Source organism: Rahnella victoriana, from assembly GCF_021276285.1.
Taxonomy (GTDB): domain Bacteria; phylum Pseudomonadota; class Gammaproteobacteria; order Enterobacterales; family Enterobacteriaceae; genus Rahnella; species Rahnella victoriana.
Genome location: NZ_CP089919.1, coordinates 3,681,192 through 3,694,370, shown reverse-complemented (window position 1 = coordinate 3,694,370; position 13,179 = coordinate 3,681,192). Strand labels below are relative to the sequence as shown.

Annotated in this window: 11 protein-coding genes; 3 read left to right on the top strand and 8 right to left on the bottom strand. The window is 55.6% G+C overall.

The window, feature by feature from the left end:
- Positions 1-39 precede the first annotated feature (39 nt).
- Both J9880_RS17100 and xylF read right to left on the bottom strand, forming a co-directional pair.
- Positions 40-1,581 carry a xylose ABC transporter ATP-binding protein gene (locus J9880_RS17100; RefSeq protein WP_119825181.1) on the bottom strand — a complete coding sequence of 514 codons (1,542 nt, stop codon included), beginning with the start codon at positions 1,579-1,581 and terminating at the stop codon, positions 40-42.
- A 64-nt stretch (positions 1,582-1,645) separates the two neighbouring features.
- Positions 1,646-2,638, bottom strand: a complete 993-nt coding sequence (xylF, locus tag J9880_RS17095; RefSeq protein WP_095922278.1) for a D-xylose ABC transporter substrate-binding protein — start codon at positions 2,636-2,638, stop codon at positions 1,646-1,648.
- Between the two features lie 383 nt (positions 2,639-3,021).
- On the opposite strand from xylF, the gene xylA reads away from it, so the two are divergent.
- Both xylA and xylB read left to right on the top strand, forming a co-directional pair.
- A complete protein-coding gene (xylA, locus tag J9880_RS17090; protein WP_095922279.1) occupies positions 3,022-4,341 on the top strand; it encodes a xylose isomerase in 1,320 nt (439 codons plus the stop codon).
- Positions 4,342-4,433: 92 nt separating this feature from the next.
- Positions 4,434-5,885 carry a xylulokinase gene (xylB, locus tag J9880_RS17085; RefSeq protein ID WP_119825183.1) on the top strand — a complete coding sequence of 484 codons (1,452 nt, stop codon included), beginning with the start codon at positions 4,434-4,436 and terminating at the stop codon, positions 5,883-5,885.
- Between the two features lie 187 nt (positions 5,886-6,072).
- Here the strand turns inward: xylB and lsrG are convergent, their stop codons facing one another.
- Genes lsrG through lsrA form a run of 6 tightly spaced genes read right to left on the bottom strand, consistent with a single transcriptional unit; the run spans position 6,073 to position 11,949 of the window.
- The gene (gene lsrG, locus J9880_RS17080; RefSeq protein ID WP_095922281.1) at positions 6,073-6,363 is read right to left on the bottom strand and encodes a (4S)-4-hydroxy-5-phosphonooxypentane-2,3-dione isomerase; all 291 of its coding nucleotides are present in this window, start codon (positions 6,361-6,363) and stop codon (positions 6,073-6,075) included.
- A gap of 3 nt (positions 6,364-6,366) precedes the next feature.
- Entirely contained in the window at positions 6,367-7,242 is an 876-nt protein-coding gene (lsrF, locus tag J9880_RS17075; RefSeq protein WP_131694322.1) for a 3-hydroxy-5-phosphonooxypentane-2,4-dione thiolase, read from the bottom strand.
- A gap of 19 nt (positions 7,243-7,261) precedes the next feature.
- Complete coding sequence (gene lsrB, locus J9880_RS17070; RefSeq protein WP_408637209.1) at positions 7,262-8,263, bottom strand: autoinducer 2 ABC transporter substrate-binding protein LsrB; 1,002 nt, start codon at positions 8,261-8,263, stop codon at positions 7,262-7,264.
- A gap of 28 nt (positions 8,264-8,291) precedes the next feature.
- Entirely contained in the window at positions 8,292-9,317 is a 1,026-nt protein-coding gene (gene lsrD, locus J9880_RS17065) for an autoinducer 2 ABC transporter permease LsrD (protein ID WP_195817216.1), read from the bottom strand.
- Positions 9,317-10,393 carry an autoinducer 2 ABC transporter permease LsrC gene (gene lsrC, locus J9880_RS17060; RefSeq protein WP_119825189.1) on the bottom strand — a complete coding sequence of 359 codons (1,077 nt, stop codon included), beginning with the start codon at positions 10,391-10,393 and terminating at the stop codon, positions 9,317-9,319. Before lsrC ends, lsrD begins: the two co-directional genes overlap by 1 nt.
- Positions 10,387-11,949, bottom strand: a complete 1,563-nt coding sequence (gene lsrA, locus J9880_RS17055; protein ID WP_095922286.1) for an autoinducer 2 ABC transporter ATP-binding protein LsrA — start codon at positions 11,947-11,949, stop codon at positions 10,387-10,389. Before lsrA ends, lsrC begins: the two co-directional genes overlap by 7 nt.
- Positions 11,950-12,180: 231 nt before the next feature.
- On the opposite strand from lsrA, the gene lsrR reads away from it, so the two are divergent.
- On the top strand, positions 12,181-13,155 hold the full coding sequence (gene lsrR / locus J9880_RS17050) for a transcriptional regulator LsrR (protein ID WP_095922287.1): 975 nt from the start codon (positions 12,181-12,183) through the stop codon (positions 13,153-13,155).
- Positions 13,156-13,179 lie beyond the last annotated feature (24 nt).

Here is a 13,179-nt window from a genome sequence, read left to right as displayed (position 1 = left end):
TTGCCGGCAGACGCGGGCGTCGCCCCTGGTTGGGAAAATTTAGACATAAGCTTCACTCCTCAATGCGGCTTCCATGACCTGTTCCTGACTTAAATTATTGTTATCCAGACAGGCTTTAACCTGCCCGAGATGCATCACTACCACGCGGTCACTCAGCCCCAGCACTTCGGGTAACTCTGATGAGATGACGATGATCGCCATTCCCTGCGCCGCCAGCTGGCCGATCAGTTTGTAGATTTCATGTTTTGCCCCGACGTCAATCCCGCGCGTCGGCTCATCAAGAATTAAGATTTTGGGATTCAGTAGCAGGCACCGGGCCAGAATGGCCTTTTGCTGATTACCGCCACTTAGCCGCCCGATCGCCAGCTCCGGTGATGAGGTTTTAATTTTGAGTTGCTTCACCGATTCGCTGATGGTGTGCTGTTCCTGCGCTTCCCGCAGTACGCCGCCGCCACTGAACTGGCTTAACGCCGCCAATGTGATGTTGCTGCCCACCGCCATGACCGGCACGATGCCATCACGTTTACGGTCTTCCGGCACCATTGCCAGCCCCCGGCGCATGGCATCGCGGCAACCGGCGATCTGCACTTTTTCGCCCTGCAGCCAGATATCACCCGACCAGCGCCCGGGATAGACACCGAACAGACATTCCATCATTTCGGTTCTTCCCGCGCCCACCAGCCCGGCAACCCCCAACACTTCGCCCTGCCGCAGGTCAAAACCGGCGTTATCCACCCGTTTGATATGGCGGTTCACCGGATGCCAGGCGTTAAGATTTTCTACCCGCAAGATCTGGTCACCGATCTGCCGTTCGCGTGACGGGAACAGTTCCGTCAGTTCACGCCCCACCATCATGGCGATGATCTCTTTCTCGGATGTCCCTGCGGCATTGCAGGTGGCGATATGGCGGCCATCGCGGATCACGCACAGTTTGTCGGATATCGCTTTGACTTCGTTGAGTTTGTGGGAGATGTAAATACAGGCGATATCGTGATGGCGCAGATCGCGAATGATATCGAGCAAAATCGCGGTTTCACTTTCGGTCAGCGACGCGGTGGGTTCATCCAGCACCAGTAGCCGGACCTGTTTGTTCAGGGCCTTGGCAATTTCGACCAGTTGTCGCTGCCCGAGTCCCAGTTCACCGACCAGCGTATGCGGATCGATATTGAGTTTTACCTGCGCCAGCATTCGCTGGCAGCGCAGATACATTTTGTCGGTATCGAGCATGCCATAGCGGCCCCACTCGTTACCCAGAAACATGTTTTCCAGCACGCTCAGTTGTTTTACCAGCGCGAGTTCCTGATGAATAATGGCGATGCCTTTTTGTTCGGTATCCCGGATACCTTTTGCAGTAAGACGTTCTCCTGAAAAATAAATTTCGCCTTCAAATGACCCGTCCGGATAAATACCGCACAGCACTTTCATTAAGGTGGATTTCCCCGATCCGTTCTCACCACACAGCGACAACACCTCTCCGGCAGACAATGTCAGGCTGATATTATCCACCGCTTTGACTGCGCCGAATTTCTTGGTGATATTGCGCATATCCAGCAAAGGTAATTTTTCATATTGTTCTGGCATTTACACCTCCAGCAGAAACAACACTTCAACAGGAAGTGTTGTTTCTACAGAAAATATTGAAAAATTAAAGGTCTGATTTTTTATGGAATCCGTCAGCCACCACGGTGCTTTCGATATTATTTTTATCCACCGGGATCGGAGTTAATAAATAAGAAGGCACTTCTTTTTTACCGTTATTTAATGTGGCATTGGATTTAGGGGTTTCACCTTTGCCTAACTGCACGGCAATTTCTGCGGCATCGTTGGCCAGTTTGGTGATCGGCTTATACACGGTCATGGTTTGTGTACCGGCTTCGATACGCTTAATCGCCGCCAGATCGGCATCCTGCCCCGAAATAGCCACTTTGCCTGCCAGCCCTTGCGCAGACAGCGCCTGCACTGCGCCACCGGCCGTGGCATCGTTAGAGGCCACAACAGCATCAATTTTGTTGTTATTGGCGGTCAGGGCGTTTTCCATAATTTTCAGCGCATTCTCCGGCAGCCAGCCGTCAGCCCATTGATCGCCCACGACTTTAATCTTGCCGTCTTTAATCAGCGGGTTGAGAACTTTCATTTGTCCGGCGCGGAACAACTTGGCATTGTTATCCACCGGCGAACCGCCCATCAGGAAGTAATTGCCCTGCGGCACGCGCTCCACCAGGCTTTTCGCCTGCAGTTCGCCAACCTTTTCATTGTCAAAAGAGATATAGAAATCAATGTCCGCGTTGTTGATCATGCGGTCATAGGCCAGCACCTTAATGCCTTCCTGTTTCGCTTCAGCAATCACGTTACTGAGCACTTCGCCGTTATACGGGATGATGACCAGCACATCGACGCCACGGTTGATCATATTTTCGATCTGCGCCATTTGTGTTTCTTCATTGCCGTTCGCTGACTGAACGAAAACATCGGCACCCAGCGTTTTGGCTTTAGCCACAAAAATATCGCGGTCTTTTTGCCAGCGTTCTAAACGTAAGTCATCAATAGCCATACCAATTTTAATTTCTTTCGCAAACCCTGTCTGGCTAAAAAGAACCAACGCGGCACAGGCGGAAAGAATGAGTTTATTCATTTTCATCATGTCAGACCTTTTATAAGAATAAGTAGAGGCAGATACAGAGAAACCCGAATAGCAATGACACAGGGATTGTTGTCGCTGGGTAATTAATCGGCAATTGCAGATTTTAATCACTGCATTACGATTTCTTGTTTATTTCCGGAATTATGATGGGGATCATGGTTTGATTGTAATACATCCATAACGACACCTTTTATTACCGAGGCTTCATGGAAAATGAATAAAAAAGAGGCGTAAAAAGGCCTATTTATGCGATCTACCGCACACTTAATAATTCTATTAAATTGAGTGTGAAATAACGTAATTGTGAGATTAAACCTCAACTCCGAAGATAGAGCCTCAGCCTCCCAGTCCCGCTGGGCCCGTTTTCAAGGAGTTTTTCAATGCACGCATATTTCGACAAGCTCGACGCAGTTCGCTACGAAGGTGCTAACAGCACTAACCCGCTGGCATTCCGTCACTACAACCCTGAAGAAGTGATCCTCGGCAAAACGATGGCTGAGCATCTGCGTTTCGCGGCTTGTTACTGGCATACCTTCTGCTGGAACGGTAATGACATGTTCGGCATCGGCGCGTTTGACCGTCCGTGGCAGCAACCGGGCGACGCACTGGCGTTGGCCAAAAGTAAAGCGGATGTCGCTTTCGAATTCTTCCAGAAACTGAATGTGCCTTATTACTGCTTCCATGATGTGGATGTCTCGCCGGAAGGCGCATCGCTGAAAGAATATGTGAACAACTTTGCCGTCATGACTGACGTGCTGGCACAAAAACAAGAAGCAAGCGGCGTGAAACTGCTGTGGGGCACGGCAAACTGCTTCACCAATCCACGTTACGGCGCAGGTGCAGCGACCAACCCGAACCCTGAAATCTATACCTGGGCGGCAACTCAGGTGGTTCACGCCATGAATGCCACCAAACAACTGGGGGGCGAAAACTATGTGCTGTGGGGTGGCCGTGAAGGCTACGAAACCCTGCTGAATACCGACCTGCGTCAGGAGCGTGAACAACTGGGTCGTTTCATGCAGATGGTGGTTGAGCACAAACACAAAATTGGCTTCCAGGGTACCCTGCTGATCGAACCAAAACCGCAGGAACCGACCAAACACCAGTACGATTACGATGTGGCCTCTGTATACGGTTTCCTGAAACAATTTGGTCTGGAAAAAGAGATCAAAGTGAACATCGAGGCCAACCACGCAACGCTGGCGGGTCACTCCTTCCATCACGAAATTGCCAACGCCATCGCCCTGGGGATCTTCGGCTCTGTGGATGCCAACCGCGGCGACCCGCAATGTGGCTGGGATACTGACCAGTTCCCGAACAGTGTGGAAGAAAACGCGCTGGTGATGTATGAAATCATCAAAGCGGGCGGGTTTACCACCGGCGGCCTGAACTTTGACTCTAAAGTGCGCCGTCAGAGCACCGACAAATACGATCTGTTCTACGGCCATATCGGCGGAATGGACACCATGGCGCTGGCGCTGAAAGTGGCAGCACGGATGATTGAAAGCCGCGAGCTGGATAAACACGTGGCCCAACGTTACGCAGGCTGGAATACCGAGCTGGGTCAGCAAATCCTGCAAGGTAAAATGTCACTGGAATCCCTGAGCAACTATGCGCAGCAAAATGCGCTGGCACCTCAGCACCAGAGCGGTCAGCAGGAACGTCTGGAAAATCTGGTTAACCGCTATCTGTTTGGTTAATTGGCTAAAATACGTTTACGCCCTGCCCGCTTGTGCGGCGTCAGGGCGTAACTCGTTCTGGATACGGATTAAAAGATAAGGGAAAAACCACCATGTATCTCGGTATCGATCTCGGCACCTCCGGCGTCAAAGCCATTTTACTCAGCGAAGAAGGTCGCGTTGTTGCCAGTCACAACGAGGCGTTAACCCTGTCCCGTCCGCATCCGCTGTGGTCTGAACAACTTCCCGCTGACTGGTGGAAAGCCACGGACAAGGCGGTCACGGCGCTTTCGCATCAGCGTTCACTCAAAGACGTCAAAGCCATCGGTCTGACCGGTCAGATGCATGGCGCGACGGTACTGGATGCACAACAGAACGTGTTACGTCCGGCCATTTTATGGAACGATGGCCGCAGCTTCAGTCAGTGTCAGCAACTGGAAGCGGAAGTCCCTGATTCGCGCCAGATCACCGGTAATCTGATGATGCCCGGTTTTACCGCGCCCAAATTACTCTGGTTACGTGAAAACGAGCCGGATCTGTTTGCCAAAATCGACAAAGTCCTGCTGCCTAAAGATTATCTTCGCTGGCTGATGACCGGCGTGTTCGCCAGCGATATGTCCGACGCCGCAGGCACGATGTGGCTGGATGTGGCTAAACGCGACTGGAATGATGAATTACTGAATGCGACCGGCCTGACGCGCAGCCAGATGCCTGCCCTTTTTGAAGGCAATCAGATCACCGGCCACCTGCTTCCTGAGATCGCATCGCGCTGGAATATGGATTCCGTTCCGGTTATCGCCGGTGGCGGTGATAACGCAGCTGGCGCGGTGGGCGTCGGATTATACAAAACCGGACAGGCGATGCTGTCACTTGGCACCTCAGGCGTGTATTTCGCCGTCAGTGACGGTTTCCTCAGCAATCCGCAGCAGGCGGTACACAGTTTCTGTCACGCGCTGCCGGATACCTGGCACCTGATGTCTGTGATGCTCAGCGCCGCGTCCTGTCTGGACTGGGCCGCCAAACTGACCGGCACCGCGTCGGTAGGTGAGTTGATCGCGCTGGCCGAAAAAACGCAACCGGCCGGTTCACCGGTGTGGTTCCTGCCGTATCTTTCCGGCGAACGCACACCCCATAACAATCCGAATGCCAAAGGCACATTATTTGGTCTGACCCATCAGCATGGCCCCGCCGATATCGCCCGCGCCGTACTTGAAGGTGTCGGTTTCGCACTGGCGGATGGCATGGATGTGCTGCATGCCACGGGTTTGAAACCTCATAGCATCACCCTGATCGGCGGCGGCGCCCGCAGCCCTTACTGGCGTCAGATGCTGGCGGATATCAGCGGTGAAACACTGGAATACCGCACCGGCGGAGACGTCGGCCCCGCCCTGGGCGCAGCGCGTCTGGCGCAGATCGCGATGAATCCCGGTCAGCCGCTGGAGCAGTTCCTGCCGGAGCTGGCACTTGAGCAAGTGCATCAGCCCGATGCTGATAAGCACACTGCGTATGCGGAGCGGCGCAAAGTGTTCAGGGAGTTATATGTGAGACTTGAGGGATTGATGTAACACAGATCGGCGCCCTCCCCTGCGAAGGGGAGGGCGGGGGTGGGGTATTAAAGAAAAATCAAAAAGTTAGCTTTGACGATTTGTTCGCCCTTAAAACCCCCTCCCAACCTCCCCCTTCGCAGGGGGAGGAGCCAAAAAACCATACTGCCCTGCTCCTTTCTAAAGGTGGAGCAAACCGGTTTTACTCTTACGGATATATCCCCTTAAACACTGTCTTCTTCCTCGGCTCCGACATGATCCCCTCCAGCGCTTCGACGCATTTCAGGTAATGCGGCGTTTTCTTGTGCGCCAGTACGGCATCGTTATCCTGATAGGCTTCGTATATAAAGAATCGCGTCGGTATCGCTTCATCCTGCAACACATCAAACCGGAGATTTCCCGGCTCCTTTACCGCCCCTGAATGGTTGGCGTGAAACACTTCCAGAAACTCATCCACTTTTTCGGGCTGAACATTAATCTCGACCAGTGTCACTTCCATGATTCACCCCTTTTCACTCAGGAACAGTTCATAAGCATGCGCCACGCTGGCGTTTTCGTGGACGACGGCTTTTACCGCTTTCAGCATGGCAACCGGTGATTCGGACTGGAAGATGTTACGTCCCATATCCACACCGGAAGCGCCCTGATCAATCGCCTGATAACACATTTCCAGCGCCTCACGTTCCGGCAGTTTTTTGCCACCGGCAATAACGATCGGCACCGGACAACCCGCCGCCACACGCTCAAACCCTTCATCGACGTAATAGGTTTTGATAATGTTTGCGCCCATTTCTGCCGCGATACGGGTCGCCAGTGAGAAGTAACGCTGATCCCGCGCCATGTCTTTGCCGACGCCGGTCACCGCCATGGTCGGCATGCCGTAGCGCATGCCCTGATCGACCAGCTGGATAATGTTTTTAATCGACTGATGTTCGTATTCGCTGCCGATATATACCTGCGCAGCCATCGCGGCGACGTTCAGACGCAGCGCATCTTCCATTGCGACGGCGACGGTTTCGTTAGAGAGTTCAGTCAGGATCGAGTTAGCGCCCGAAGCCCGCATCACCACCGGTTTATTGACCGCCGCAGGCACCACGCTGCGCAGCACGCCACGGGTACACATCAGCACATCGGTGTGGGCAAACAGCGGCGCAATGTTGATGTCGATGCGTTCGAGACCCGTCGTCGGCCCCTGAAAATAACCGTGGTCAAACGCCAGCATCACCGTCCGGCCGGATGCCGGATTGAAAATCCGCGCCAGCCGCGACTGCATTCCCCAGTCAAGCTGACCGCTGCCTTTCAGGAAGAACGCGTGATTATCCTGCGGCGTGCCGATGCCGAAGTTCTTACCGTCTCTGATATCGTCCAGATCTGCCATGTTACTTTCTCCTTACCTGTCAGAAGTCGTATTTACCGATGTTGTCTTTGGTGAAGACCACGCGTTCCGGCAGTAACACAATGCCGTTGCCCTTGGCCTCATACTGGTAGCCCTGCACGCTGTTCGGCACCACTTCCACCGGGCCGACGTCCGGCACGTCCAGCTTGTAACCCACATTAAGTTCGCCTTTTTTCAGTAACTGATCGGCGACGTAAACCGAGATTTTGCCCTGACTGACCACGTCCCACAGGCCGAACTGTTTCACCGTGCCGCGTTCGACATACGGGCGCATCACGTTTGGCGTGCTGAAGCCGACGATGGTCACGTTGGTGCGTTTGAGGTTCTCCGCCGCCTGCGCAGCAGCCGGTAAGGCGTTGGCATCCGGCGCAATAATGGCGTCCAGATCGCCATAGGATTTCAGGATCCCTTCGGCGGTTTGCAGTGATTTGGTGGCGTCGTTATAGCCGTACTGCGTGGTCACGATTTCCCAGCCCGGATGCTCTTTGGCGATTTTGGCTTTCGCCTCTTTCACCCACTGGTTCTGGTCCGTCACCGTCGGGCTGGAATAGAAGAACGCCACTTTGGCTTTTTCTTTCGTCACCTGGCTGGAGGTCATGTCCACCAGCATCGAGCCAAGCTGTTGCGGGGTGCCCTGATTGATGTAAATCGAGCGGCATTCCGGTTTGGTGTCAGAATCCCAGGTCAGCACTTTGACGCCACGCTGCATGGCGCGCTTGAGCGCCGGACACAGGCCGTCAGGCGATACCGCCGCGACCACAATCGCGTTGTATCCCTGATTGACGAAGTTATTGATCATCTGTACCTGACCGGACACGCTCGGCTCCGTCGGCCCGTCATAGGTCACGTCCGCGCCCAGCGCTTTACCCGCCGCCATGGCACCATTGCCGCCGCTGGTGAAATAGCCGACGCCCACCAGTTTTGGGATAAACGCGATGCGTTCAGCCGCCTGCGCACTCAGGCAGGCGAGGCTCACGGCACTGGCAATTAATAAGGTTTTCATCGTTTTGGCTTTCATCATTTACCCCGGCTTATTGTGAAGACGTCAAGGAAGGAGAAGACGCAGACCCGCGCTGGCGATAACGCTGGAAAACACTGCGGATAAGACCACGGTTGAGGCTGGCGGAACGGCCAATCACCACCAGGATCAGCAGCGCACCCGAAAGCGCACTCGAGACCTGACTGGAGACTCCCACCATTTGCAACCCCTGCTGGAGATACCCGATCAGCAGCGTCGCCAGCGCCGTGCCGAGAACAGAACCTGAACCGCCGTAGATATTGGCGCCGCCCAGCACCACCGCTGTGATGGCAGGCATCAGCAGCGCGTTACCGAGATCAGAACGCGCCGAGCCGAAATAAGAGGTCATCAGAATGGCGGCCACCGCCGAGGCCAGGCCGGTCATGCCGTAGAGCGCAAATACCGTGCGGCTGACCGGCAAGGCACCGTAGCGCGCCACGCGGGCATTCTGACCGATGAGAAACACGTTGCGTCCGGTGCGACTGCGGTGCATCAGCAGCCAGAAAAACAGGGTGGCGGCGAGGAAAATCAGCAGCGGCACCGGCAGCCCCAACACCACCAGATTGGCGAAACTGGTGAAGGCATCCGGGAAATTCCCGATCCCCTCAAAGCCAGTGGCGCCCGCCAGCCCGGAAAGCAGCAAGGCGCTGCCACCGAACAGATAAAGCGTGCCGAGCGTGATAACCAGCGGATTGACGCCGGTATACAGGATCAGCGCCGCATTGAGTAAACCGCAGGCTGCTCCGAGCGCCAGCGTCAGGATAAGCGCCAGTGCCAGCGGCACGCCCGCCTGACACAACACGCCGAGCGCGATAGCACACAGGCCGATGGTCGAACCAAAAGAAATATCGATGCCGCCGCTGACAATCACCAGCGTCAGCGGTAACGCCACAATGCCGATAGTGATGAAATCACTGGTACTGAACAGCAGCGTATTGGCATCCAGCATGCGCGGGTTGGCGACGCCGAACAGTAAGATTTCCAGGATCAGCAGCGCCAGCAGTGCCGCTTCCCAGCCATATTGTTGGAGTTTATTCATCACATCACCCCGCCCTTTTTGCCGGTACTCAACCGGCGTGTGAGATTTTTTTGCTGCCGCGAATGGCGTTCAGCCGGTTTCTTTTGTACCGGCGGGCTGGCCGTCAGGAAGCGTGAATACTTCTGGCGGCGCAGGTTTTTCTGCAATGCCTGGCGCAATCTGCCGTCGAACACCAGCACCGCCAGCAGCACCAGTCCGGCGATAAAATCATTCCACCAGGCCGGAAGACGTAACAACACCAGCACGCTGTCGATTTGGGTCAGGAAATACGCGCCGAGCACCGCGCCGAGGATTGACCCCGTACCGCCGAGCAGGCTGATGCCGCCCAGCACGCAGGCGGCAATGGCTTTCATTTCCAGCCCGCTGCCGGTCTGATTGGGTACGAAACCGATTTGTGAGGCGAACACGATCCCGGCGATCGCCGCCATCATGCCGTTGATGCCAAACGCCAGGATGCGCACGCGGTTGACGGCTACGCCGAGTTGCCGTGCGCCCTGTAAGTTGTCACCCACGGCGTAGAAGCTGCGGCCAAACACCGTGCGGCTCAGCATCCAGAACATCGCGCCAAGCAGGACAATCACCAGCCAGCCCAGTGATGAAACGTTGAGAAACACCGGTTCCGACAGGGATTTCAGCCCGGCCGGTAAGCCTTCAATCCATTTGCCGCCGGTCATCAGCAGCATCAGGCCACGGTATAAACCGAGCGTACCGAGCGTGGCGACGATCGCCGGAATGCGCAGCCAGGCGACCAGCACACCGTTAAACAAACCGGCCAGCAAACCGGTGCCGAGAGTCAGCAGACAGGCCAGCAGCAGGTTCATGCCGCCGTTAAGCAGCACGCCCAGCGTCACCGCGCACAGGCCGGTGATGGACCCCACCGACACGTCGATGTTGCGGGTCAGCATCACTACCGTGGCGCCCATCGCCAGCAGCATCAGGATCTGCGCGCTGCCAAAAATCATGCTCAGCGTCTGGAAGCTGAACGACTGGCTGTCCATCGCGCCGAGCAGGGCAAACAGCGCAATGATCGCCATCAGCGCGGTGAGTTCCCGGTTGTTTTGTATCCGCTTCAGCATGAGGTTCCTCCGGTGGCAGGGGTTTGGGCATGATTACCAAACGCGATGTGCATGATGTTGCTGACGTTAATGTCGCTGCCCTGCAACTCGCCGCTCATTTCCCCCTGATGCATGACGAATACCCGATCCGCCAGCCCTTCGATTTCATCCAGATCGGAAGAAATCAGGATCACCGCCACGTTCTGTTCCACCACATTGCGCAGCAACTGGTAGATATCAGCCCGCGCGGACACGTCCACGCCGCGTGTCGGTTCATCGACAATCAGCACCGCAGGCTGTGCTTCCAGACATTTGGCGATCAGCAGCTTTTGCTGGTTTCCGCCGGAAAGCGTGCGGGCGGTTTGCGATCCGTCGCGGTATTTAATTCCCAGCGCACGGTGATAACGTTCGAGCACCGCCGCTTCGCGTTTGATGTTCAGCCACCAGCTTTGACGGTTAAAGGTCAGCGAAGTGGTGTTCCAGCTCAGCGGCGCATCGAGATACAAACCGGAGGCCTGCCGGTCTTCCGGCAGATACACCAGCCCTTTTTTCAGGCGCTGTAAGGTGGTCAGCCCGCTGATGTCTTGCTGCATCAGAAGAACCTGACCGCTTTGAGCATCGCGCAGGCCATACAGGGTTTCCGCCAGTTCGGTTCGCCCTGCCCCCACGACGCCCGCCAGCCCGACGATTTCCCCGGCGCGGGCGCTGAATGAAATATTGATAAAGCCTTCACCGGTCAGGTTTTGCACCTGCAATACCGGCTCGCTGCCTGCGCTGTTGCGGCGCGTGCCGGGGAGATCCAGCCACAGTTTTTGTTCTGCGGGCAGCGCGGTGTCCTGAGTCTGCGGCGTGATGGCGCGGATCAACGCATCGTTATCCAGTCCGGCAAGTGTGCCGCTGAGGGCGATTTTGCCGTCGCGCATCACGCTGACGCGGTCAGCAATGGCACGGATTTCCGGCAGTTTGTGCGAGATAAACACCACGCCGACGCCCTGTCCGGTGAGATGGCGCACCTGGGTAAATAAGCGGGCAGATTCCGCCGGGGTCAGCGAGGCGGTCGGTTCATCGAGGATCAGCAACCGCGCATCGCGCATCAGACCGCGCAGGATCTCCACCAGTTGCTGATCGGCGACTTCAAGGGTGCCGGCCAGCGCGCCGAGCGGCAAATTGCACCCCAGTTCCGTCAGCGTCTGTTGCAATTTCTTCTCACTGGCCTGACGGGCAGGCAGACGAAACAGAATGTTTTCACGCACCGTCAGACTCGGAAACAGCATCGGTTCCTGCGGCACCAGATAAATACCCGCCTGATGCGCTTTCGCCGGTGACAGCGCCAGCAGAGGCTCGCCGCCGAGCAGCAGCGTGCCGCGATCGGCTATTTCGACACCGGCAATGATTTTCATCAGCGTCGATTTACCGGCGCCGTTGCCGCCAAGCAAGGCGTGCACTTCGCCGCGTTGCAGGCTGAAATCGATATCTTTCAGCACCGCCACACCGGAAAAGCTTTTACTGACGCCGCTGACCTGCAACAACAGGTCGGGCTTCGGGAGGTCTGCTGCTGACTGTTCGCTGAACTGCATGTGCTGGCCCCTGACTGAATACATTTACTGAACAAATGTATTTATGATTTAATATTGTTCATAAAGCTAGTCCGAGGTAGCGGGGAAAACTTTTGCACTGATCACAGTTTGTTCAACTCATATACTCTGCGTTATGATTCAGGCGGTAATCATTTGAATTTTGCAAAACACATCACAGTTAACAACATTTTGTTAACGAACAATTGATCTACATTTTGATAAGTGTTCACTATGAATGACAAGACAACGCTTTCCGATTTGACTAACCATCCGGAATTCAGCATGGGTGAAGAGGAACTGCTGGCACGCACCGCGTGGTTCTACTACCACGACGGCCTGACCCAGAATGAGATTGGTGAACGGCTTGGGCTGACGCGGCTTAAAGTGTCGCGCCTGCTGGAAAAAGGCCGGCAGTCCGGGGTGATCCGCGTACAAATCAACTCGCGTTTTGAGGGCTGTTTGTCGCTGGAAAACACCCTGCTTGAACGTTTTGGTTTGCAGCAGATCCGCGTATTGCCACAGCTTGCTGATGGCTCGCTGAGCGCCCGGCTGGGTGTCGGTGCCGCGCATATGCTGATGACATTACTCAAACCGGAGCAACTGCTGGCGGTGGGATTTGGCGAAACGGCAATGAGTACGCTGCAACATCTGAGCGGATTCATTTCGTCGCAGCAAATCCGCATGGTCACGCTTTCCGGCGGTGTCGGGCCGTATATGACCGGCATCGGACAGCTCGACGCCGCCTGCGGGGTCAGCATTATTCCCGCGCCGCTGCGGGCGTCATCGGCCAGCGTGGCGGCCATTTTCCGCCAGGAACGTAACGTTCACGATGTGATGCTGGCGGCCTGCGCGGCCGATATCGCGGTCGTCGGCATTGGTTCGCTGAACCAGAAACAGGAAGCGACCATTTTGCGCTCCGGCTATATCAGCGAAGGCGAACAGCTGCTGTTTGGCCGCAAAGGCGCGGTCGGCGACATTCTGGGCTTCTTTATGCAACGTAACGGTCAGCTGGCGGAAAACATGGCGATCCACGACGAACTGATTGCCGTCGCGCCGGACGAACTGGCCAGCATTCCGACGGTGTTAGGTGTGGCGGGTGGCGTTGAGAAAGCCGAAGCCATTGTGGCGGCACTGAAAGGTAAACGAATTAACGCACTGGTAACCGAAGAGAGCACAGCAAGAGCCATGCTGGCGCTGCTCGACTGACCCGCAGGGAGTGAGGGGCGTGGC

What these genes read in the sequence shown, in the direction of transcription:
- lsrG (WP_095922281.1), bottom strand. Translation starts at nt 6,363, where the DNA reads ATGGAAGTGACACTGGTCGAGATTAATGTTCAGCCCGAAAAAGTGGAT.
- lsrB (WP_408637209.1), bottom strand. Translation starts at nt 8,263, where the DNA reads ATGAAAACCTTATTAATTGCCAGTGCCGTGAGCCTCGCCTGCCTGAGT.
- xylA (WP_095922279.1), top strand. Translation starts at nt 3,022, where the DNA reads ATGCACGCATATTTCGACAAGCTCGACGCAGTTCGCTACGAAGGTGCT.
- xylF (WP_095922278.1), bottom strand. Translation starts at nt 2,638, where the DNA reads ATGAAAATGAATAAACTCATTCTTTCCGCCTGTGCCGCGTTGGTTCTT.
- J9880_RS17100 (WP_119825181.1), bottom strand. Translation starts at nt 1,581, where the DNA reads ATGCCAGAACAATATGAAAAATTACCTTTGCTGGATATGCGCAATATC.
- xylB (WP_119825183.1), top strand. Translation starts at nt 4,434, where the DNA reads ATGTATCTCGGTATCGATCTCGGCACCTCCGGCGTCAAAGCCATTTTA.
- lsrR (WP_095922287.1), top strand. Translation starts at nt 12,181, where the DNA reads ATGAATGACAAGACAACGCTTTCCGATTTGACTAACCATCCGGAATTC.
- lsrC (WP_119825189.1), bottom strand. Translation starts at nt 10,393, where the DNA reads ATGCTGAAGCGGATACAAAACAACCGGGAACTCACCGCGCTGATGGCG.
- lsrF (WP_131694322.1), bottom strand. Translation starts at nt 7,242, where the DNA reads ATGGCAGATCTGGACGATATCAGAGACGGTAAGAACTTCGGCATCGGC.
- lsrD (WP_195817216.1), bottom strand. Translation starts at nt 9,317, where the DNA reads ATGAATAAACTCCAACAATATGGCTGGGAAGCGGCACTGCTGGCGCTG.
- lsrA (WP_095922286.1), bottom strand. Translation starts at nt 11,949, where the DNA reads ATGCAGTTCAGCGAACAGTCAGCAGCAGACCTCCCGAAGCCCGACCTG.